This is a genomic window from Pseudomonas sp. AM14(2022) (assembly GCF_036346455.1).
Lineage (GTDB): Bacteria > Pseudomonadota > Gammaproteobacteria > Pseudomonadales > Pseudomonadaceae > Aquipseudomonas > Aquipseudomonas putida_A.
Map to the genome: position 1 here is coordinate 60991 of NZ_JAOTNY010000004.1, position 22383 is coordinate 83373.

General features: G+C 61.3%; 20 protein-coding genes. 9 read left to right on the forward strand and 11 right to left on the reverse strand.

What is annotated here, in order from left to right:
• Positions 1-25: 25 nt before the first annotated feature.
• Positions 26-2971 carry an HD domain-containing phosphohydrolase gene (locus V3W27_RS09705; RefSeq protein ID WP_330206481.1) on the forward strand — a complete coding sequence of 982 codons (2946 nt, stop codon included), beginning with the start codon at positions 26-28 and terminating at the stop codon, positions 2969-2971.
• Here V3W27_RS09705 and V3W27_RS09710 read toward each other — a convergent pair whose 3' ends face one another.
• Positions 2972-3454, reverse strand: a complete 483-nt coding sequence (locus V3W27_RS09710; protein ID WP_027613431.1) for a GAF domain-containing protein — start codon at positions 3452-3454, stop codon at positions 2972-2974.
• A complete protein-coding gene (locus tag V3W27_RS09715; RefSeq protein ID WP_027613432.1) occupies positions 3451-4341 on the reverse strand; it encodes an ATP-binding protein in 891 nt (296 codons plus the stop codon). Before V3W27_RS09715 ends, V3W27_RS09710 begins: the two co-directional genes overlap by 4 nt.
• A gap of 165 nt (positions 4342-4506) precedes the next feature.
• On the opposite strand from V3W27_RS09715, the gene V3W27_RS09720 reads away from it, so the two are divergent.
• The gene (locus tag V3W27_RS09720; protein WP_330206482.1) at positions 4507-6828 is read left to right on the forward strand and encodes a hybrid sensor histidine kinase/response regulator; all 2322 of its coding nucleotides are present in this window, start codon (positions 4507-4509) and stop codon (positions 6826-6828) included.
• Here the strand turns inward: V3W27_RS09720 and V3W27_RS09725 are convergent.
• From V3W27_RS09725 to msrB, 3 genes are all read right to left on the reverse strand, one after another.
• A complete protein-coding gene (locus V3W27_RS09725; RefSeq protein ID WP_027613434.1) occupies positions 6812-7273 on the reverse strand; it encodes a MarR family winged helix-turn-helix transcriptional regulator in 462 nt (153 codons plus the stop codon). The genes V3W27_RS09720 and V3W27_RS09725 overlap by 17 nt on opposite strands.
• Positions 7270-7755: a glutathione peroxidase gene (locus V3W27_RS09730; RefSeq protein WP_027613435.1), complete on the reverse strand. Its 486-nt coding sequence runs from the start codon at positions 7753-7755 to the stop codon at positions 7270-7272. Before V3W27_RS09730 ends, V3W27_RS09725 begins: the two co-directional genes overlap by 4 nt.
• 101 nt (positions 7756-7856) lie before the next feature.
• Entirely contained in the window at positions 7857-8252 is a 396-nt protein-coding gene (gene msrB, locus V3W27_RS09735; RefSeq protein WP_330206483.1) for a peptide-methionine (R)-S-oxide reductase MsrB, read from the reverse strand.
• 223 nt (positions 8253-8475) lie between these two features.
• On the opposite strand from msrB, the gene V3W27_RS09740 reads away from it, so the two are divergent.
• Together V3W27_RS09740 and htpX are read left to right on the forward strand one after the other, a co-directional pair.
• Positions 8476-9687, forward strand: a complete 1212-nt coding sequence (locus V3W27_RS09740; RefSeq protein ID WP_003226761.1) for a pyridoxal phosphate-dependent aminotransferase — start codon at positions 8476-8478, stop codon at positions 9685-9687.
• Between the two features lie 303 nt (positions 9688-9990).
• On the forward strand, positions 9991-10878 hold the full coding sequence (htpX, locus tag V3W27_RS09745) for a protease HtpX (protein ID WP_007964827.1): 888 nt from the start codon (positions 9991-9993) through the stop codon (positions 10876-10878).
• Positions 10879-11078: 200 nt separating this feature from the next.
• Here htpX and V3W27_RS09750 read toward each other — a convergent pair whose 3' ends face one another.
• Positions 11079-11735: a thiopurine S-methyltransferase gene (locus tag V3W27_RS09750; protein ID WP_247268217.1), complete on the reverse strand. Its 657-nt coding sequence runs from the start codon at positions 11733-11735 to the stop codon at positions 11079-11081.
• A 104-nt stretch (positions 11736-11839) separates the two neighbouring features.
• Here V3W27_RS09750 and V3W27_RS09755 point away from each other — a divergent pair, with 104 nt between their 5' ends.
• Positions 11840-12607: a DODA-type extradiol aromatic ring-opening family dioxygenase gene (locus V3W27_RS09755; protein ID WP_330206484.1), complete on the forward strand. Its 768-nt coding sequence runs from the start codon at positions 11840-11842 to the stop codon at positions 12605-12607.
• 117 nt (positions 12608-12724) lie between these two features.
• Here V3W27_RS09755 and V3W27_RS09760 read toward each other — a convergent pair whose 3' ends face one another.
• On the reverse strand, positions 12725-14398 hold the full coding sequence (locus tag V3W27_RS09760; protein WP_027613439.1) for a DEAD/DEAH box helicase: 1674 nt from the start codon (positions 14396-14398) through the stop codon (positions 12725-12727).
• 421 nt (positions 14399-14819) lie between these two features.
• On the opposite strand from V3W27_RS09760, the gene V3W27_RS09765 reads away from it, so the two are divergent.
• Positions 14820-15611 (forward strand): crotonase/enoyl-CoA hydratase family protein, encoded by a 792-nt coding sequence (locus V3W27_RS09765; protein WP_115989236.1) that lies wholly within the window; start codon positions 14820-14822, stop codon positions 15609-15611.
• 108 nt (positions 15612-15719) lie between these two features.
• On the opposite strand, the gene V3W27_RS09770 is transcribed toward V3W27_RS09765, so the two are convergent.
• Positions 15720-16475 carry a spermidine synthase gene (locus V3W27_RS09770; protein ID WP_027613441.1) on the reverse strand — a complete coding sequence of 252 codons (756 nt, stop codon included), beginning with the start codon at positions 16473-16475 and terminating at the stop codon, positions 15720-15722.
• A 153-nt stretch (positions 16476-16628) separates the two neighbouring features.
• On the opposite strand from V3W27_RS09770, the gene V3W27_RS09775 reads away from it, so the two are divergent.
• Positions 16629-17975: a class II 3-deoxy-7-phosphoheptulonate synthase gene (locus tag V3W27_RS09775; protein WP_007964815.1), complete on the forward strand. Its 1347-nt coding sequence runs from the start codon at positions 16629-16631 to the stop codon at positions 17973-17975.
• Positions 17976-18092: 117 nt separating this feature from the next.
• Here V3W27_RS09775 and V3W27_RS09780 read toward each other — a convergent pair whose 3' ends face one another.
• Both V3W27_RS09780 and V3W27_RS09785 read right to left on the reverse strand, forming a co-directional pair.
• Positions 18093-19319: a winged helix-turn-helix domain-containing protein gene (locus V3W27_RS09780; RefSeq protein WP_330206485.1), complete on the reverse strand. Its 1227-nt coding sequence runs from the start codon at positions 19317-19319 to the stop codon at positions 18093-18095.
• A 64-nt stretch (positions 19320-19383) separates the two neighbouring features.
• Positions 19384-19605, reverse strand: coding sequence for a DUF1127 domain-containing protein (locus tag V3W27_RS09785; protein WP_097088306.1), 222 nt, complete (start codon positions 19603-19605; stop codon positions 19384-19386).
• 96 nt (positions 19606-19701) lie between these two features.
• Between V3W27_RS09785 and V3W27_RS09790 the strand changes: the two genes are divergently transcribed.
• Positions 19702-20556 (forward strand): LysR substrate-binding domain-containing protein, encoded by an 855-nt coding sequence (locus V3W27_RS09790; protein ID WP_025113145.1) that lies wholly within the window; start codon positions 19702-19704, stop codon positions 20554-20556.
• Here V3W27_RS09790 and V3W27_RS09795 read toward each other — a convergent pair.
• Positions 20546-21295 (reverse strand): sulfite exporter TauE/SafE family protein, encoded by a 750-nt coding sequence (locus V3W27_RS09795; protein ID WP_178085247.1) that lies wholly within the window; start codon positions 21293-21295, stop codon positions 20546-20548. The genes V3W27_RS09790 and V3W27_RS09795 overlap by 11 nt on opposite strands.
• 110 nt (positions 21296-21405) lie before the next feature.
• Here V3W27_RS09795 and V3W27_RS09800 point away from each other — a divergent pair, with 110 nt between their 5' ends.
• The gene (locus V3W27_RS09800; RefSeq protein ID WP_330206486.1) at positions 21406-22362 is read left to right on the forward strand and encodes a LysR family transcriptional regulator; all 957 of its coding nucleotides are present in this window, start codon (positions 21406-21408) and stop codon (positions 22360-22362) included.
• The last annotated feature ends 21 nt before the right edge of the window (positions 22363-22383 follow it).

Consider the following 22383-nt stretch of genomic DNA (forward strand, 5'->3'; position numbering starts at 1 on the left):
TGTTTACTTCAATGGAGAGTCAGCAATGCCCAGCCCACTGCGCCCGGATCAACGCCGGTTCCCGTTGCACGTGCACATCAGCGTCATGTTCACCTTTCTGCTGTTGCTCACAGGCGTGGTGCTGGGGCTGTTCAATTATCGCCAGACCACCCGGATCATCCTGTCGAGCAGTGAAAACCTGTTCAATCGCATCGAACAGGACGTGCGCCTGGACCTGCATTCAACCTACGAACCGATCCGGCACCTGCTGAGCCTGCTGGCCGACAATCAGGCAGCCGAGGCGCCGAGCCTGCAACAGCGTCTGGCGCTGCTCAAGCCGTTCAGTCAGTCGCTCAAGGACAACACCGATCTCGCCTCGCTGTATCTGGGGTACGGCAACGGCGATTTCTTCATGGTCCGGCCCTTGCGCACCAGCGCGCTGAAAACCCTGCTCAAGGCACCACCAACAGCGGCCTATCAGGTCTGGAGCATCGAGCACGACGCCAGCGGCACCGTATTGTCGCAGTCACTGTTCTTCGACCAGACGCTGACGCCTGTCGGACGCGACACCAATCCCGACGACCGCTACGACCCGCGTACCCGCAACTGGTACAACAACGCCCTGCAACAGGGCGATCAGATCACCACCGAACCCTATGTATTTTTCTCCACGCACAATGTGGGCACCACCCTGGCCCGACGCAGCAGCGCAACCAGTGTGATCGGTGCCGATCTGACTTTGGAGGCACTCTCGGCCACCTTGACCAAGCATGTGGTCACTCCCTCGACCGAAATCGTGCTGTTCGATGTCGATGGCAATGCCGTGGCCTATCCGGACAGCAGCCGGCTGATCGTCGACGGCAGCAACGCACGCCTGGCCAAAGCGGCCGACCTTAGTCCGAATCTGCACGCGTTGCTGTCCACCGCCCATCCGGGCAAACGGCTCGACGTCAATGGCCGCCACTGGATCGTCGCCCGCCGCACCCTGCAGGAAGGCGGGCCGAAAGGTTTGCAGATGGCCCTGCTGGTGCCCGAGGACGAACTGCTTGCCGATGCCTACCGCATGCGCTGGCAAGGCGCGCTGATCACCTTGGCGATCTTGCTGCTGTGCCTGCCGCTGGGCTGGCTGATCTCGCGGATTCTGGTCAAACCGTTGCACGCGCTGGTCAAGGAAGCCGACGCGATCCGCAGTTTCGATTTCAACTTTCCGGTCACCCGCCGCTCGCCGGTGCTGGAGGTTGACCAATTAAGCCTGTCGATGGCGCGCATGAAGGACACGCTCGCCAGTTTCTTCCGCATCACCGACAGCCTCTGCGCCGAAACCCGCTTCGCCCCGTTGCTGCAACGGGTGCTGTTCGAAACGGTGCAGATCGCCCAGGCGCAGGCGGGGTTGATCTATCTGCGCGAAAGCGATGGCAACCGGATGGAGCCTGACGGACTGGTTATTGACGGCGCTTCGCAGGAGCCGAGTGAATTCAACGTGCTCGGCCAGGATCTGCTGGCAGATCAAGGGCCGGCGTGGTTCCAGCAACTGATCAACGCTGACAACGTGGTCAGCAGCCTTGGCTTCGAGCAGGCCGGGGACTTGCAGAAAGTCCTGTTGGCCATGCAGTCGCCGCGCATCCACCTGATCGGCATCCGCCTGCGTAATCGGCACAACGAAACCATCGGCCTGTTGCTTCTGCTGATCAACGACAGCGGCAGCGCTCAGGACCTGGAAAAACTGCGCCCGGACCGCATCGCCTTCCTGCAAGCCGTGTCTGGTGCGGCGGCGGTGAGTATCGAAAGTCAGCGCCTGCAAGCGAAGCAGAAACAGTTGCTCGATGCGTTCATCCAGTTACTGGCCGGCGCCATCGACGCCAAGAGCCCCTACACCGGCGGCCACTGCCAGCGCGTGCCGGAACTGACCCTGATGCTCGCGCAGGCTGCGGCCGCCAGCCAGGCGCCGGCGTTCCAGAGCTATCAGCCCACTGAAGACGAATGGGAAGCCCTGCACATTGCGGCCTGGCTGCACGATTGCGGCAAAGTCACGACGCCGGAGTATGTCGTCGACAAGGCGACCAAACTGGAAACCCTCAACGATCGCATCCACGAAATCCGCACCCGTTTCGAAGTGCTCAAGCGCGATGCCTGGATCAGTTACTGGCAGGCGATCGCACTGGGCGGCAACGCGGCGCAACTGAGCGAACTGCGTGACGCCACGTTGACGCAACTGGACGATGACTTTGCCTTCGTTGCCCGTTGCAATCTGGGCGGTGAGGCCATGGCACCCGCCGATCTGCAGCGCCTTGAACGCATTGCCGAGCGCCGCTGGATGCGCACCCTCGATGATCGCCTGGGGGTGTCATGGGAGGAAAACCGCCGTCAGGCGCAAATGCCGGCGGCGAATCTGCCAGTCAGCGAGCCACTGCTGGCGGACAAGCCCGAACACCTGATCGAACGCGCCGACAGCGAACTGATTCCGGAAGACAATCCGTGGGGGTTCAAACTGGATGTGCCGCGTTACAAATACAATCGCGGCGAACTGTACAACCTGAGCATTGCCCGGGGCACGCTGACCCGCGAAGAGCGCTACATCATCAATCACCACATGGTGCAGACGATCCTGATGCTCAGCCACCTGCCCTTCCCCGGGCACCTGGACAGCGTTGCGGAAATCGCCGGTGGGCATCACGAAAAGATGGACGGCAGCGGTTATCCCAAACGCCTGAAGCGCGAGGACATGAGCCTGCCGGCACGGATGATGGCGATTGCCGATATTTTCGAGGCACTGACAGCGGCGGATCGACCGTACAAGAAGGCCAAATCCTTGAACGAGGCGCTGGGAATCATGGCCACCATGTCCCGCGAGGCGCACATCGACCCCGAGCTGTTTGCGCTGTTCATCAACGATGGGGTGTACATGCAGTACGCCGCGCGGTTTCTCGATCCGCGCCAGATCGATGCGGTGGATCCGGCCAGCCTGCTGCGCAAGGCTGGCCTGAGTGCCTGATCAGCAGTCGGTCAGACGCAGGAAAATCGCCGCCAGTTGCTCGATTCCGGACTGATCGGCGGTGCCGAAACGTGCGAGTTTCGGGCTGTCGAGATCAAGTACGCCGATCAACCGACCGTCCTTGACCAGTGGCACCACCAGCTCGCTGTTGGAGGCGCTGTCGCAAGCGATATGACCGGGGAACGCATGCACGTCTTCAACGCGCTGGGTCTGTCGACTGGCCGCTGCCGCGCCACACACACCGCGACCGAAGGGAATGCGCACGCAGGCGATCTGCCCCTGAAACGGGCCAAGCACCAGTTCTTCGTTGCGATTGAGGTAGAAACCGGCCCAGTTCAAATCGTCGAGTTGATTGAACAGGAACGCCGAAAACTGCGCGGCGTTAGCGATGAAATCGCGCTCGTCCGCCAGCAGCGATTCCAGTTGTGCGGCCAACATGCCATAGCCTTCGAGGCCCTGGCCGCTTTGTTGCAAATCAATCATGCCTTGTGCTCCAGCAATTTCAGTCCCACCCAGTAACGGGCGAATTGGTACGCGCAACGTCCGTTGCGATTGCCGCGCCCGGTTGCCCAGCGCACGGCGAGGATGTCGAGCTCTTCGTCGCGCTGCCAGCTCAAGCCGGCCTTGGCGGCCAACTGGCCGATCCAGTGCTCGACGACGTTGAGGAAGTGTTCCTGGGTAAACGGATAAAACGACAACCACAGGCCGAAACGGTCGGACAAGGCGATCTTGTCTTCCACCGCCTCACTCGGATGCAGCTCGCCGTCGACGCGTTTCCAGTTTTCGTTGTCGCTTTCCTTTTCCGGCACCAGATGGCGGCGGTTGGAAGTGGCGTACAGCAGAACGTTGTCCGGGGCCTGTTCGAGCGAGCCGTCGAGCACGCTTTTCAGCACGCGATAATCGCCTTCGCCGGATTCGAACGACAGGTCATCGCAGAACAGCACGAAGCGTTGCGGCAGTTTGCCGATCTGCTCGACCACCCGCGGCAGGTCGGCCAGATGGTCGCGCTCGATTTCGATCAAACGCAGGCCGGCCTTGGCGTGTTCGGCCAGCAGCGCGCGCACCAGCGACGATTTACCGGTGCCACGCGAGCCCCAGAGCAGCGCATGGTTGGCCGGCATGCCGTCGAGAAACTGCTGAGTGTTGCGGCCCAGTTGTTCTAACTGACGGTCGACACCGATCAGGTCGGACAGGCGCATGTCGAGGCTGACTTCCAGCGGCAGCAAATAGCCGCTGCGCCCGTCACGCTGCCAGCGCGCCGCCAGGCAGGTTTCCCAGTCGATCAGCGGACGCGGCGCCGGCAGCAAGGGTTCGATCCGCGCCAGAACCGACTCGGCGCGTTCAAGAAAAGCATTCAATCGGGAATCCACGTCTTCTCCTCGGGCACGTTCACAGTGATGATGTCGATCCAGCGACGACAGACAGATCTCAATCCCCGTTCAAGCCTTGTTACAAGGCGCTTCGGGAACCTCGGTATCCATACATGATCGACTATGCTTGAGCAGCGAAGGGAAACGGAAGTGGTTCAACACCCCATGGATATCAAATTCACCCACCGGCTGTCATACAAGCAAGCCAGATTCACGGTGCTGGTCGGGTTCGTTCTGGGCACGCTGCTCAGCCTGCTGCAAATCGGCATCGATTATGCCAGCGAAGACGCCTCCATCAACCGTGAAATCCTGTCTTTGCTGGAAATCAGCCACAATCCGGCGTCACGAATCGCCTACAACATCGATGCGGAACTGGCGCAGGAACTGACCCTTGGCCTGTTGCGTTCGCCGGCGATCATCTCGGCGCAACTGACCGACAACAACGGCAACGTCCTGGCCAACGTCAAGCGCCCGGAGCTGCAAAGCGGTTACCGGGTGATCAGCGACTTCCTGTTCGGTGCCAAGCGCCAGTTCGAAGACCGCCTGTACCTCGACCACCTGCCCGAGGAATCACTGGGCACGCTGAGCCTGGAGGTCGATACCTACGCGTTCGGCAGCCGGTTTCTGCGCCGCGCCGAAGTCACCCTGCTCAACGGCTTTGCCCGCAGCCTGATTCTCACCGGGATCCTGTTGGCGCTGTTCTACGTGATGCTGACCAAGCCACTGGTGCGCCTGATCCGGGAACTCAGCGCGCGTGACGCACGCAGCGCAGAGCCAACCACCCTCGAATGTCCGGCCGGCCACGCCAATGACGAGATCGGCGTACTGGTCAAAGTCGCCAACCAGCAGTTCGACAATATCGCCACGGAAATCCAGCAACGGCGCAACGCTGAAAACCGCCTCACCGATTACCTCGGGCAACTGGAGCACATCGTCTCGGCCCGCACTGCCGAGCTCAAGGCCATCAACACCCGGCTCAGCCAGTCCAACGAAGAACTGGAAGTCGCTCGCAGCACCGCACTGGACATGGCCGAAGCGCGCTCGGCATTCCTCGCCAACATGAGCCACGAGATCCGCACCCCGCTCAACGGCCTGCTGGGGATGATCGCCTTGTCCCTCGATGGGCCGCTGAATGCCGAGCAGCAACAGCAACTGTCGATTGCCCATGACTCGGGCAAGGTGCTGGTCGAGCTGCTCAACGATATTCTCGACCTGTCCAAGTTCGATGCCGGGCAACTGGAGCTCGAACACATCCCGTTCGACCTCGGCTCGCTGATCGAGGACACCGCCAACCTGCTGTCGCAGAACGCCGCGCCGAGCGTCGAGCTGACTTGCCTGATCGACCCGCACTTCCCCGCGCTGGTGCTGGGGGATCCGACCCGGGTACGGCAAATCGTCAGCAACCTGCTGTCCAATGCCCTGAAGTTCACCCGCTTCGGCCGGGTCGATGTGCGCCTGTCCGCCCACAAGGACGGGGTGCGCATCGAAGTCTGCGACACCGGCATCGGCATCGCTCAGGATGCCCAGGTGAAAATCTTCCAGCCGTTCACCCAGGCCGGTGCCGGCATCACCCGGCAGTACGGCGGCACCGGTCTCGGTCTGGCGTTGACCTACAACCTGTGCGAGGCCATGCAAGGCCGATTGACCATCAGTTCCGAGGCCGGTTTCGGCAGTCAGTTCTGTGCCGACCTGCCACTGCTGTGTCACACCCGGGCGGTCATGCCGCCGCCACTGCACGGCAAGGTGCTGGCGATCACGGCCGCCAGCAGCGGGCTGGCGGAACTGCTCAAGACATTGCTGCCGGTGTGGGGCGTGACCTATGAGCAGCGCACCATGGATGACCCGTTGCTGGGCCTGGCACCCGATCTGCTGATCACCGATTGCCCGGAATGCCTGTTCAGTCTGCGCCCGACCATCAGCGCACCGATCCTCGTCGTAACCGCTTATGGCAGTTTCATGCCCGGCGAAGAAGCCGCCGCGCTGGCGCCATTGCAGCAACAAGCCCGACCGCTGGCACGCAACGCGCTGTACCAGATCCTGCGGCGCATTCTGCTGGCCGATGTCACCACGAGCAACGATGCGCGCCTCGAGAGCCAGCCGGTCCGGCGGCGCGGAAAGGTGCTGCTGGTGGAGGACAATCCGGTCAATCAACTGGTGGCCAAAGGCATGCTCGGCAAGCTCGGTTGCGACGTGGTGGTCGCCGCCCACGGTGCCGAGGCGCTGGATCAACTGGAGCACGATGAGTTCGATCTGGTGCTGATGGACTGCAACATGCCAGTGATGGACGGCTACGAAGCGAGCCGGCAGATCCGCCAGAGCGGGCGCTGGCCGCATTTGCCGATCGTCGCACTGACCGCCAACGCCATGTCCGAGGAACGCGAGCGCTGCCGTGCGGCCGGCATGAGCGATTACCTGGCCAAGCCGTTCCGCCGCGAAGAGCTGGCGGCCCTGCTCGACCAGTGGATGCCGGCTACGTCAGCGCTTTGATCTGCCCCAGCAGATGATCGAGGCCATTGCGCAAATCGTTGAGCCGATCAAGATCCACCCCGCTGTCGCACAACAACCGCGCCTTGAGCGGCCCGACCTGCTCGCGCAGCGCTTGGCCTTGCGCGGTCAGGCTCAGATGCACTTCACGCTCGTCGCGCGCCGAACGCTGGCGCTGCACCCACTGCAATTGTTCAAGACGCTTGAGCAACGGCGTCAGGGTGCCGGAGTCCAGCGCCAGGCGCTCGCCCAACGCCTTGACCGTCGGTTGCTCCGGTGCGCTGTCCTGCCATTCCCACAGCACCAGCATCGCCAGGTACTGCGGGTAGGTCAGGCCGAGTTGATCGAGCATCGGCTTGTAAGCGCGAATCACCGCCCGGGACGCGGCGTACAACTTGAAGCACAACTGACTGTCGAGCTTCAGCGAATCGTCGGGCAGGCTGTTCATTTGAGCAGGGCTTCGATCTCGCCGCTGATGTCCTGCGGCTTGGTGGTCGGGGCGAAACGCTTGACCAGTTGCCCATCCTTGCCGATCAGGAACTTGGTGAAGTTCCACTTGATACCCTCGGAGCCGAGCAAACCCGGAGCGCGCTTTTTCAACTGCACGAACAGCGGATGCGCATCAGACCCGTTGACGTCGATCTTCTTGAACAGCGGGAAACTCACGCCGTAATTCAACTCACAGAACTCGCTGATCGCCCCCTCGTTACCCGGCTCCTGCTTGCCGAACTGATTGCACGGGAATCCCAATACCACCAGGCCCTGATCCTTGTAGGTCTGCCACAGCTCTTCCAGGCCTTTGTATTGCGGGGTGAAGCCGCATTTGCTGGCGGTGTTGACCACCAGAACGGCTTTGCCGGCGAAATCGGCCAGGGTCTTTTGCTCACCCTTGATGGTAGTGACAGGGATATTCAGCAGGTTATCGCTCATGGGTCAGCTCCGCGGGTTATCGGGAAAGGCCAAACATAGCGAGCAATTAAATTGTGTGCAATTTAATTATCCGAAAGGCGACCCGCAGGTCGCCTGTCCGCTTACTCGCGCGGCTCGAGATTCAGGCACACCGAGTTGATGCAATAACGCAGGCCGGTCGGTGGCGGGCCATCGGGGAACACGTGGCCCAGATGCGCATCACAGCGAGCACATTTGACCTCGGTGCGGACCATGCCGTGGCTGGTATCGCGAATCTCGGTCATGGCGCTTTCGCCGATCGGCGCGTAGAAGCTTGGCCAGCCACAGCCGGAATCGAATTTGGTCTTGGAGTCGAACAGCGGCTCATTGCAGCAGACGCAGTGATAGACACCGTCGGTTTTGGTGTCGTTGTATTTGCCGGAAAACGGCCGTTCGGTCGCACTGAGACGGCACACGTTGTACTGCTCGGGGTCGAGCATCGCCCGCCATTCTTCCAGGGTTTTTTCCAACTTTTCCATCATCACACCTCAGCGGCTGAAAAAGCCCGATCTGTACCTTTTCCACGGATCGGGTGGCACGTATGATTGCGCCTCGTCACACGCCAGTCTGGCAGCCAGACCGGGCGCATTCAAACGGATTCTCGGCGCCATGGCGCAAGACTCCGCCTGTGCGAAGACGCAGGAATCCCAGTACGGTTGGCCATCCGCCGTCTGGATCGTTCATTTTCGGGATCACATCGCCATGCAGTTCAGCAAATCGAACAAGCTCGCCAACGTCTGCTACGACATTCGCGGCCCGGTGCTCAAGCACGCCAAACGTCTGGAGGAGGAAGGCCAGCGCATCCTCAAGCTGAACATCGGCAACCCGGCGCCGTTTGGTTTCGAAGCGCCGGACGAAATTCTTCAGGATGTGATCCGCAACCTGCCGACCGCCCAAGGCTACAGCGACTCAAAAGGCCTGTTCAGCGCCCGTAAGGCGGTGATGCAGTACTACCAGCAAAAAAATGTCGAAGGCGTCGGCATCGAAGACATTTACCTGGGCAATGGGGTGTCCGAGCTGATCGTGATGTCGTTGCAGGCGCTGCTCAACAATGGCGACGAAGTGCTGGTGCCGGCACCGGACTACCCGCTGTGGACCGCCGCCGTGAGCCTGGCCGGCGGTAACGCCGTGCACTACCTGTGCGACGAGGGTGCCGACTGGTTCCCTGATCTGGCCGACATCAAGGCCAAAATCACCCCGAACACCAAAGCCATGGTGATCATCAACCCGAACAACCCGACCGGCGCGGTGTATTCCAAGGAAGTGCTGCTGGGCATGCTGGAAATCGCCCGCGCGCACAACCTGGTGGTGTTCTCCGACGAGATCTACGACAAGATCCTCTACGACGACGCCGTGCACATCTGCACCGCTTCGCTGGCGCCGGACCTGCTGTGCCTGACCTTCAACGGTCTGTCGAAATCCTACCGCGTGGCGGGTTTCCGCTCCGGCTGGATCGCCATCTCCGGGCCGAAACACAATGCCCAGAGCTACATCGAAGGCATCGACATGCTGGCCAATATGCGCCTGTGTGCCAACGTCCCGAGTCAGCATGCGATTCAGACCGCCCTCGGCGGTTATCAGAGCATCAATGACCTGGTACTGCCGCAGGGCCGCCTGCTGGAGCAGCGCAACCGTACCTGGGAGCTGCTCAACGACATTCCGGGTGTCAGCTGCGTCAAGCCGATGGGTGCGCTGTATGCGTTCCCGCGGATCGACCCGAAAGTCTGCCCGATCCACAACGACGAAAAATTCGTCCTCGACCTGCTGCTCTCCGAGAAGCTGCTGGTGGTGCAAGGCACGGCCTTCAACTGGCCGTGGCCGGATCACTTCCGCGTGGTGACCCTGCCCCGCGTCGACGACCTCGAGATGGCCATCGGACGTATCGGCAACTTCCTCAAGTCCTACCGCCAGTAACCGGTCGACAGTGCGCAACGGCCCGAACGTTGCGCACTGTCTGATTCAGCAACACTTCTGCCCTCCCCGCCTCGCAGGGCCTTCTACACTTGCGATTCGTATAGTCCACACGTCTCTGGCGCAGTGGTGGCGGGTGGCGGCTGGCTGTCATCCCTTTCGGTTTCGGTCGTGGGCAATGGCCTGCAGCCCCGGAATCCGCTGTAGGACACAGTTTGAAATAGTCACTCAGTTGAATCACCCCGTGCCGCACCTTATATACCCCGCAGTACGCTACATCTTTAGCTTGAGGAGATTTCTATAACCATGATGCGCATCCTGCTGTTTTTGGCCACTAACCTGGCGGTCGTGCTGATAGCCAGCATCACCCTGAGCCTGTTCGGCTTCAACGGGTTCATGGCGGCCAACGGGGTTGATCTCAACCTCAGTCAGCTGCTGGTTTTCTGTGCGGTCTTTGGTTTCGCCGGTTCGCTGTTCTCGCTGTTCATCTCCAAGTGGATGGCGAAGATGAGCACCAGCACCCAGATCATCAGCCAGCCACGTACCCGGCATGAGCAATGGCTGCTGCAAACCGTCGAGCAACTGTCCCGCGAAGCCGGGATCAAGATGCCCGAAGTCGGTATTTTTCCGGCCTACGAAGCAAACGCCTTCGCCACCGGCTGGAACAAGAACGACGCGCTGGTCGCGGTCAGTCAGGGCCTGCTCGAACGTTTTTCGCCAGATGAAGTGAAAGCCGTTCTGGCCCACGAAATCGGTCACGTGGCCAACGGTGACATGGTCACCCTGGCGCTGATACAGGGCGTGGTGAACACCTTTGTGATGTTCTTCGCGCGGATCATCGGCAACTTCGTCGACAAGGTGATCTTCAAGAACGAAGAAGGCCAGGGCATCGCCTACTACGTGGCGACGATCTTCGCCGAACTGGTACTGGGCATTCTCGCCAGCGCCATCGTCATGTGGTTCTCGCGCAAACGCGAATTCCGTGCCGACGAAGCCGGCGCACGTCTTGCCGGCACCAACGCGATGATCGGTGCCCTGCAACGCCTGCGCGCCGAACAGGGCCTGCCGGTGCATATGCCGGACACCCTGAACGCCTTCGGCATCAACGGCGGCATCAAACAGGGCTTTGCCCGCATGTTCATGAGCCACCCGCCGCTGGAAGAGCGTATCGACGCGCTGCGTCGTCGCGGTTGATCGGTTTGGCGCAGTAACGAAAAGGCCCGCAGCGATGCGGGCCTTTTTTTGTGCGCGGGATTATGGGTTGCCTGTTCTGGCCTCTTCGGGAGCAAGCCCCCTCCCACAGGGTTCTGTGGTGTTCTCTGGATTTCTGATTCAACACGGATCACTGTGGGAGCGGGCTTGCTCGCGAAGAGACCGTTAATGCCGATACAAAACTATTGGTCAGAAACCCGATAAGCCCGCTCCTCCAACCGCGTCACGCCCGCCTGCAGGAACCTGACACTCTCCGCCAGCACATCCTGCTCCTCAAGCACCTGCACCTGCCAGACTTCGCCCAGCAACCGCTGCACCTCATCATCCCCCACCGCAAACGGTGGCCCGGACATCTGCGCCTGATCGTAATCCAGGGTGATCAACAACCCTTGCACACTTTGCGGCAGGATCTGCTGCAAATGCGCCGCATAGCGCTCACGCATCTGAGCCGGCAAGGCAATCAGCGCTGCCCGGTCGTACAACGCCACGCAATCCGCTACATCGTCGGCTGTCAGCGCAAAGAAATCACCGCACCACAACTCGATGGAATCGGCGCGATAGACTTTGAACGGCCCCTTGGCACTGACCTGCGGCGTTACCTGATGCTCACTGAAAAAATCCTCGACGGCCTTCAGCGACAGCTCGACTCCGAGCACCAGATGCCCGCGCCCGGCCAGCCACAGCAGATCCAGGCTTTTCCCGCACAGCGGCACCAGCACCCGGGTCTGGGCCGGGATCGCCAGTTGCGGCCAGTGCCGCTGCAAATACGGGTTCACCTCAGGCAAATGAAAGCCGATCTGATTGGATTCCCACTTCTTGTGCCAAAACTCAGGCTGCATGCATCACCCCAAAAAATTCGATCAAAAGGCGTTAAAACTTATATTAGATTTAGATCAATGATCTGACTGAAGATGAGGCCATCTTACCGCTCAGGAACCTTTCCATGTTTCCCAGCCTGTTTATCTCCCACGGCTCACCGATGCTGGCGCTGGAGCCCGGTGCCAGTGGTCCGGCGCTGGCGCGTCTGGCGGCCGAATTGCCGCGGCCGAAAGCCATCGTGATCGTCTCTGCCCACTGGGAAAGCCAGGAACTGCTGGTCAGCAGCAATCCTCGTCCGGAAACCTGGCATGACTTCGGCGGCTTCCCGCGTGCCCTTTTCGAAGTGCAGTACCCGGCACCGGGCAATCCGCAACTGGCAGCCGAAGTGGCTGAATTGCTTGACGCCGCGCATCTGCCGGCACGCCTCGATCCGCAACGACCGTTCGATCACGGCGTCTGGGTGCCGCTGTCGCTGATGTACCCGCAGGCGGATATTCCGGTGGTGCAGGTGTCGCTGCCGAGTCGCGGCGGCCCGGTATTGCAAACCCGTGTCGGACAAGCGCTGGCGAGTCTGCGCGAGCAGGGCATTCTGCTGATCGGCTCCGGCAGCATCACCCACAACCTGCGCGAACTGGACTGGCACGCCGGCCCGGAAAGCGTCGAGCCGTGGGCACGGGACTTCCGTGACTGGATGATCGACAAGCTGGCGACCGACGATGAGGCGGCACTGCACGATTATCGTCAGCAGGCGCCCAATGCGGTGCGCAGCCATCCGAGCGAGGAGCATTTGCTGCCGCTGTATTTTGCCCGTGGTGCGGGAGGTGAGTTCCGCGTAGCGCATAAAGGCTTCACGATGGGTGCACTGGGTATGGATATCTATCGTTTCGGCTGACGTCATCGCTGGCAAGCCAGCTCCCACAGGGTTGTGGGGCGAGGTAAAAAGCAGGCAAAAAAAATCCCCGAACCGGTCGGGGATTTTTCATGTTCGATCAATCAGCCCAAGGGCGGATCAATCTTCGCGGTAGCGACGCAGTTTCAGCTGCTTGCCAGCGACGCGAGTGTCCTTCAGCTTGGTCAGGAGTTTGTCCAGACCATCTTCCGGCAGCTCGACGAGGCTGAAGCTGTCACGCACCTGGATGCGACCGATCGCTTCGCGGGCCAGACCACCTTCGTTGAGGATGGCGCCCAGCAGGTTTTTGGCGGCGATACCGTCACGCGCACCCAGCGCGGTACGGCAACGGGCACGACCTTCGCCCAGAGGCATTGGCGCGCGACGCTCGCGGTCACCACGCTCAGGACGATCACCGGAACGCTCAGGACGGTCGCCGCGCGGTGCATTGTTTGGCACCAGTGGGCGTTCCTTCTCGATCGCCGCCAGGTTCAGCGCTTGACCGTTGGTAGCCTTGCGCAGCAGAGCTGCAGCCAGGGCACGCGGGGTGCAACCGATGTCAGCGGTCAGGCGATCCAGCAGTTCGCCGTGAGTCGACTCAGCATCAGCGACCAGCGGCGACAGGCTGTTGGTCAGTTTCTTGATGCGTGCATCGAGAACGGCCTGAGCGTCCGGCAGACGCACTTCGGCAACCTTCTGACCGGTGACACGCTCGATCACTTGCAGCATGCGGCGCTCACGTGGAGTCACCAGCAGCAGTGCGCGACCTTCGCGACCGGCACGGCCGGTACGGCCGATACGGTGCACGTAGGATTCCGGGTCGTACGGCATGTCCACGTTGAATACGTGGGTGATGCGCGGAACGTCCAGACCACGGGCAGCCACGTCGGTCGCGACAACGATGTCCAGGCGGCCATCTTTCAGCGAGTCGATGACGCGTTCACGCTGGTTCTGGGCGATGTCACCGTTCAGCGCAGCGGCCTTGTAGCCTTTGGCGTCGAGGGCACTGGCCAGATCCAGGGTCGCTTGCTTGGTGCGCACGAACATGATCAGCGCGTCGAAGTCTTCCACTTCCAGCAAGCTGAGAACGGCGGAGGTCTTCTGGTCAGCGTGAACCAACAGGTGAGCCTGTTCGATCGCGGTAACGGTCTGGGTCTTGCTCTGGATCTTCACGTGCTTCGGATCGCGCAGGTGGCGCTCGGCGATGGCACGGATCGACTGCGGCAGGGTTGCCGAGAACAATACGGTCTGACGGGTTTCCGGCATGGCCTTGAAGATCACTTCCAGGTCGTCCATGAAACCGAGTTTGAGCATTTCGTCTGCTTCGTCCAGAACCAGGTGGTTCACGGTAGCGAGGACTTTTTCGTCGCGACGCAGGTGGTCGCACAGACGGCCCGGAGTGGCGACAACGATCTGTGCGCCATTACGGATTGCTTTCAATTGTGGGCCCATCGGCGCGCCGCCGTAGACAGCCACAACAGTTACGCCCGGCATTTGCTTGGCGTAAGTTTCGAAAGCGGTTGCAACTTGTAGCGCCAACTCACGAGTTGGGGCCAGGATCAGAGCTTGCGGCTCGCGCTTGGACGGATCAATGCGGTGCAGGATAGGCAGGGCAAAGGCAGCGGTTTTACCGGTACCGGTTTGCGCCTGACCAATCATATCGTGACCGGCGAGGATGATCGGGATCGACTGCTGCTGAATGGCCGAAGGCTCTTCATAGCCGGTAGCGACTACTGCAGCGACAATATTGGGATGAAGTTCAAGAGCGGCGAAGCCGCCGATTTCCTGGGTCATGGGTCTGCCTCTAAGTGCATCCGCAAAGACCCATGCTCCAAAGCTGCACATGCCGTGTTGAGACTCAAGAGTCGCCCTGGCAGCTTTGTCGGCGGGGATTTGCGAAAACGTATGAATGAAAAAGAATCGTCAAGGAAGAGCCCGCAGTGCGGACATGCAGCCGAAGCTGACTTCGGGGAATTGCGCTACCTAAACGCGGCCCGGTTAAAGGCCGGCGCGCACTATACCGGAATTTGCCCAAAAAGGGAGCTTTTTTTATCGCCTGAATCGGTGTGTCACCGCTGTGTAACGGGGTTTTGCGGATAATCGTGCAAAGGTCTATTTTGCAAAGGCCCGGCCCTGCGGGTGATGACGCTTAAACGATTCATCGATGTGCGGCATACCGTCGCTGCACCCGCCCTTCCCGCCCGAGGATTTCTCCATGAATCAGCCCTGCCCCGGCCGCGTCAGCCGTGAACGTCGAGGTCATATCCACTTGATCGGCCTCGACCGGGCCGCCAAACGCAACGCCTTCGACCTCGATCTGCTCAATGACTTGAGCCTGGCCTACGGCGAGTTCGAGGCCGACAGCGAGGCGCGGGTGGCGGTGGTGTTCGGGCATGGCGAACACTTTACCGCCGGTCTGGATCTGCTCAACGCCAGCGCCGCCCTCGCCGAAGGCTGGCAGGTTCCGACCGGTGGTTGCGACCCATGGGGTGTTTTCGTTGGTCCACGGGTCAGCAAACCGGTCATTGTCGCCGCGCAGGGCTACTGCCTGACCATCGGTATCGAGTTGATGCTGGCCGCGGATATCAACCTGTGCGCGAGCAATACCCGCTTCGCGCAAATGGAAGTGCAGCGGGGGATTTTTCCGTTTGGGGGCGCGACATTGCGCTTTCACCAAGTGGCCGGTTGGGGCAACGCGATGCGCTGGTTGCTGACCGGCGATGAGTTTGATGCCCACGATGCGTTGCATCTGGGTTTGGTGCAGGAAGTGATGGCCAGTGAGGATCTGTTGCCGCGGGCGATCGAACTGGCCGAACGGATTGCCCGGCAGGCACCGTTGGGGGTGCAGGCAACGCTGATGTCGGCGCGCCAGGCGCGGTATGAAGGCGAGACGGCGGCGGCGCAGGGATTGCCGGCGCTGGTGAAAAAGTTGCTGGGGAGTGAGGATGCCAAGGAGGGGGTGCGGTCGCTGGTGGAGCGGCGCCCGGGCATCTTCAAAGGGATCTGAGAAAACGGGTGCTCTTCAGGCCCTCTTCGCGAGCAAGCCCGCTCCCACATTTGGAATGCATTTCAAATGTGGGAGCGGGCTTGCTCGCGAAGGGCCATTACTGACCACTCATGTCGCCGGGCGAATCGCCTTGATCAACGACTGCAGCGAATAACCCAGCCGTGGCGCCAGCACTTCGGCGCGGGCGGTCAGCGCCTGCATGTCGAGTTCCTGATCCAGATCCGCCGGCACAATCAGAATCACATTGCCCTCCTTCACCGGCAGCTCCCAGTAATGCCGGTGATAGAGCCCGCGCAACAACGCCGCGCCCAACGGTTTGCCGTCATCGGTAGCCCACTGGTTGATCACCAGCCAGCCGCCCGGGTTCAGACGCTTCTGACAGTCGCCGAGAAAACTCCAGGCCAGGTGCCCGACACCCGGGCCGACATCGGTGTACAGATCGACAAAGATCAGATCCGCAGGCTCGGCCGTCGGCAGCAACTCCAGCGCATCGCCGACCCGAATGTACAAGCGCGGATCGTCATCCAGCCCCAGGTATTCGATCGCCAGGCGCGGCACGTCCGGACGCAGTTCGATAGCTTCGACGTCTTCCAGCGGCAGGAACTTGAGGCAGGCCTGGGTCAGCGTGCCGGCACCGAGGCCGAGAAACAGCGCGCTCTCCGGTTGCTCATGGCACAACGCGCCAATCAGCATCGCCCGGGTGTAGTCATATTCCAGCCAGCTCGGATCGGCGGTGAACACGCAGCTCTGCTCGATGGCATCGCCAAATTCCAGAAAGCGGTAATCGGCCACTTCCAGCACGCGAATCACGCCGAACTCATCCTGTACCTCGGCGAGCAACAGCTCGACGCGCTCCTCAGTCATTTCGTCTCCTGATGGTCACCGGGCGCGGTGACGCGATGGCACCGCTGCGGCGCCGTGGCAAAGCGGCGATTGTCGGTGATGGGGCGGGAGCAGGTCACGCACTAATTGCTGCTACCATGGGCTTCCCGTGCGTAGAACCAATTAGAGACCGTGATGAGCCAACCGTGGAGCCCTGACAGCTGGCGCGCCCTGCCGATCCAGCAACAACCCCAATACCCTGACGCGGCGCATCTGCGCCAGGTCGAGCAGACCCTGGCCAGTTATCCGCCGCTGGTGTTTGCCGGCGAAGCGCGCGAGCTGCGCCGTCAGTTTGCCGAAGTGACTCAGGGCCGGGCGTTCCTGCTGCAGGGCGGCGATTGCGCGGAAAGCTTTGCCGAGTTCTCGGCGGCGAAGATTCGCGACACGTTCAAAGTATTGCTGCAAATGGCGATCGTCATGACCTTCGCCGCCGGTTGCCCGGTGGTCAAGGTCGGGCGCATGGCCGGCCAGTTCGCCAAACCGCGCTCGGCCAACGATGAAACCATCGACGGCGTGACCCTGCCGGCCTACCGGGGCGACATCGTCAACGGCATCGGTTTCGATGAAAAAAGCCGCGTGCCGGATCCGGAGCGCCTGCTGCAGTCGTACCACCAGTCCACCGCCACCCTGAACCTGTTGCGCGCCTTCGCCCAGGGCGGTTTTGCCGATTTGCATCAAGTGCACAAGTGGAACCTGGACTTCATCGCCAACTCGGCACTGGCCGAGAAGTACAGCCACCTCGCCGACCGCATCGATGAAACCCTGGCGTTCATGCGCGCCTGTGGCATGGACAGTTCACCCCAACTGCGCGAAACCAGTTTCTTCACCGCCCACGAAGCGCTGCTGCTGAACTACGAAGAAGCCTTCGTGCGTCGCGACAGCCTGACCAACGATTACTACGATTGCTCGGCGCACATGCTGTGGATCGGCGACCGCACCCGTCAGCTCGACGGCGCTCACGTCGAATTCCTGCGCGGGGTGAACAACCCGATCGGGGTGAAAGTCGGCCCGAGCATGAACCCGGATGATCTGATTCGCCTGATCGACGTGCTCAACCCGGACAACGATCCGGGGCGCCTGAACCTGATTGCGCGGATGGGCGCGAACAAGGTCGGCGATCACCTGCCGGCGCTGATCCGCGCGGTGCAGCGTGAGGGCAAACAGGTGCTGTGGAGCTCCGACCCGATGCATGGCAACACCATCAAGGCCAGCAGCGGCTACAAGACCCGCGACTTCGCGCAGATCCTGGGTGAGGTGAAGCAATTCTTCCAGGTGCATGAAGCCGAAGGCACTTATGCCGGCGGGATTCATATCGAGATGACCGGGCAGAATGTCACCGAGTGCATCGGTGGTGCGCGGCCGATCACTGAAGACGGGTTGTCGGATCGTTATCACACCCACTGTGACCCGCGGATGAATGCCGATCAGTCGCTGGAACTGGCGTTTCTGATTGCTGAAACCCTGAAACAGGTTCGCCGCTGAATCAGTCAGATTTTTAGCGTCTGGCAGGCCGCCTTCGCGAGCAAGCCCGCTCCCACACTGGATCTGTGTCGTACACAAAACCCATGTGGGAGCGAGCCTGCTCGCGAAGAGGCCAGCTCAGTCACTACAGACTTCAGCCAATGCCACCCGCAACCGCCCCGCACTCTCGCGCTGACAATTAAGCTGCACTCGCGCAAGCCCCAGCCAATCGGCCATCTGCCGCAAATTCAACGCCAGCGCCAGCATCCCCTCTTCGTCCAGCCCCGGCTCTTCCTCGTGCACTGCATGCACCGCCAATCGTCCCGACGCCCGCTCGGCGCGCAGATCGACCCGCGCGGCAATCCGCTCGTTGTGCAGAAACGGCAACACGTAATAGCCGTAGACCCGCTTGTCCTGCGGCGTGTAAATCTCCAGCCGATAGCGGAAGTCAAACAAGCGCTCGGTGCGACTGCGCTCCCAGATCAGTGAATCAAACGGTGACAACAGCGCACTGGCGACGACTTTTCGCGGGACTTTCGGCTCTGGCAGGCAGTAGGCGATATGTCGCCAGCCAGCGACTTCGCAGGTCTGCAATTGCCCGTCCTCGACCAGCTCCGCCAGACGCGGTCGCGCATCGCCAGGGTTCAAGCGGAAATAATCGCGCAGATCCTTTTCCGTGCCGACGCCCAATGCCTGGGCCGCGTGCAGCAGCAGACCACGTTGTGCTTCGGCTTCATCCGGCAACGGCTGCTGCAGAATCGTTGTCGGGATCACCCGCTCCGGCAAATCATACAAACGCTCAAAACCGCGGCGGCCGGCGACGGTCACTTCACCGGCGGCGAACAACCATTCCAGCGCATGCTTTTCCGCGCTCCAGTCCCACCATTGCCCGGCCTTGTCCTCGCGGGTCGACAGACTGCCGGCGCCCAATGCACCGCGCGCCTCAACCGCGCTTAAAACCCGGCGCACGACGTCCTGCTGCTCAAGACCAAACTTCGCCAGTTGCTGATAGATGTCTCTGCCAGTTCTGGCCCGCTGCATCCGCCACCCCATCAACGGATACATCGCCAGCGGCAGCAATGAAGCTTCATGGCCCCAGTATTCGAACAGCGTGCGCCGACGGCCCGAACTCCAGGCAGCCTGGTCGAGCAGATCGGAAGAATAGGAACCCAGACGGGAAAACAGCGGCAGATAGTGCGAGCGCACCACGGCGTTGACGGAGTCGATCTGCAACAGCCCCAGCCGTTCGATCAGCCGGTTGAGTTGCGGCGCCTTGACGGTCGGCGGCTGGCGCCCGTTGAACCCTTGGGCAGCCAGCGCCAGACGTCGCGCCTGTTTGAGGGAAAAGGCCAGAGTCGCGGGCATGAGCATCTCCTTGTCTGCTCGCAACCTACCTCACCTGAAAGTGGTTTGTGTAGTAAGGCCCTGATCATTTATGCATCGGATCGTCCCAGAACGGCCGGATGGCCTCGTGCTCGACGTCGGCACGGCTGACCCCGATGTCCTTCAGCGCTTCGTCGCTCAGGCTGGCAAGCAACTCACGCTCACGGTGCAGTTCGTACCAGCGGCTAAACTTGTGCAGCAGGTCGGAAACGATATGCCCGTGGCCGGAAAATTTTGCGTCGTCTACATACTCTCTTTGACCTTTCATCGTGTTGCCCTCCTTGTGGATGGCTCAAGTCTCGCGCTGGCGCTAAGATCAATCCAACGAATGTTTCTGATGACATTCATCACGGAGATTCATCAATTGTCGGCCTACCCCAGTATCGATACCGATGTCCTGCGCACTTTCGTTGCGATTGCCGATCAGGGCGGTTTTACCCGCGCCGGCGAGATGGTCAACCGCACGCAATCGGCGGTGAGCATGCAGATGAAGCGCCTCGAAGAAGATGTGCTGCAACGCCAGCTCTTCGAGCGCGACGGCCGCCAGGTACGTCTGACCGCCGAAGGCCAGGTGCTGTTGGGTTATGCGCGGCGCATCCTGAAATTGCACAGCGAAGTGTTCAACACGCTGCGCGAGCCGCACATGGTCGGCACCGTGCGCATCGGTACGCCGGACGATTACGTGATGCGGTTTCTGCCGGGGATCCTCTCGCGGTTCGCTCAGTTCTACCCGCTGATCCAGATCGAAGTGCATTGCGAGTCCAGCAAACAGCTGTTGCAGCGCACCGATCTGGACTTGTCGATTGTCACCCGCGAGCCGGGCAACGAGATCGGTCAGTTGCTGCGCAAGGAGCGTTTCGTCTGGGCCGAGGCGCAGAATTTCAGCGCCCACGAGCAGACGCCGTTGCCGCTGGCCATGTTCAACAGTGATTGTTTCTGCCGTTTGTGGGCGTGCAATGCGCTGGACGCGATGGGCCGCGACTACCGCATCGCCTACAACAGCACCAGTCTGTCGGCGCTGATGGCGGTGGTGAGCGCGGGTCTGGCGATCACCGCGCAACTGGAAAGCCTGATCACCCCGGACATGCGCATTCTCGGCGCCGCCGAGGATCTGCCGCTGTTGCCCGAGGCCAGCATCATGCTGATCCGCAACCTGAACAATCCGTCGCCGATCACCGAATGCCTGGCCGAACACATCGTCGAAGGCTTCAAACTTTAAACGCGAGCATCACCGCGCACAGCACCAGAAAACCGCAGAACAGCCCGCGCAGGAGCCTTTCCGGCATGGCGTGGGCGACTTTCACCCCCCAACTGATGCTGGCCAGACCGCCGATGGCCAGCGGCAAGCCGATCATCCAGTCCACTTCGTGATGCACCGCGTACGTCACCAAGGTCACGCCGGTGCTCGGCAATGCCAACGCCAGCGACAGGCCCTGGGCAACCACTTGGCTGGTGCCGAACAGACTGGTCAGCACGGGCGTCGCCACCACGGCCCCGCCGACACCGAACAAACCGCCCATGGTCCCGGACGCTGCGCCGAGAACACCGAGCCATGGCCATGAGTAACGCATCTCGGAGGTCACGACGGTTTTTTTGCCGAACATCTTCAGCAGGTTGTACGCCGAGAGCACCACGAGGAACGCGACAAAACCGATGCGCATGGTTTGCGCATCAATGCCGACCGCCCAGATCGAACCGATCCACGCAAAGCAAAAACCCATGACCGCCAGCGGCAGCGCATGACGCAATTCGATGCGATTGCGCTGATGATAGCGCCACAGCGCCAGCATCACGTTGGGCACTACCATCACCAGCGCCGTGCCTTGGGCGATCTGCTGATCGAGGCCAAACCACACGCCCAGCAGCGGGATGGCGATCAAACCACCGCCGATGCCGAAGATCCCGCCCAGTGTCCCCAGGGCGGCGCCAAACAGCAGGTACAACAAAAACTCGATCACAGCGATGTCCTCATCCGTCAGGCGATTCATCCTACGCAGTAGAGGCTGGCGGGGAAACGCACAGCAACGCACAATGGCTATGCCAATTTCGCACAAGCACCGAAACACTCATGAATCCCAATCAGTTGACCGAACAGCTCGGGCTGTTTCTCGATGTGCTGGAAAGCGGCAGTTTTTCTGCAGCTTCCCGTCGTCATCCGCTGACGCCTTCCGCCGTGGCGCGGCGCATCGACAGCCTGGAAAGCGCGGTTGGCAGCCAGTTGTTCATTCGCAGCACCCACGCCGTGCGGGCGACCCCGGCAGGTCTAGCGTTTGCCGAGCGAGCACGACGCATCGTCAGCGAACTGCAACTGGCCCGCGCCGAGGCGGTGTCGTTGAGCAGTGCGCCGGAAGGCTTGATCCGCATCGATGCCCCGGCCGCTTTTGGTCGCCGCCATCTCGCGCCGGTCATCGCTGACTTTCTGGTGCTGTACCCGGGCCTCGACGTGCAGTTGCACCTGATCGACAGCTTCATCGATATGCACGGCTCGAACCTGGGCAAAGTCGATCTGGTGCTGCGTGCCGGGCAAATGGCCGATACGCGCTTAGTCGCCACGCCGCTGGCGAGCATGGTGCGCATTGCCTGTGCCAGCCCCGACTACCTGAAACGCCGTGGCGCACCGAGCCATCCCGCGCAGTTGAGTGAACATGACGGGCTGGATTGGGAAGGTCTCGCCCCGCCCTTCGCCTGGCGCTTCGAACTGGACGGGCAAATGCAACTGCATCGCCCCGCGCGCATCCGCATGAGCGCCAACAATGCCGAAGCGCTGGTGTGCGGTGCTCTGGCCGGGCTGGGCATCGCGCATTTGCCGACCTGGCTGGCCAGCGAATACCTGCTGCGCGGCGAACTGCTGCCGCTGTTCTGCGAGAACGGCCTGCCGCAACCGGAAAGCACCGGCATCTATGCGCTGCGCATGGAACAGCAGACCCACTCGCGCAGCCGTCTGCTTTTGGAATACCTCAAGACCCGCTTCAGCCCGGTGCCACCGTGGGATCTGGCGCTGCAACGCGAGCTGGGCCGACACTAGATCCTGGATAATTATCTGGCG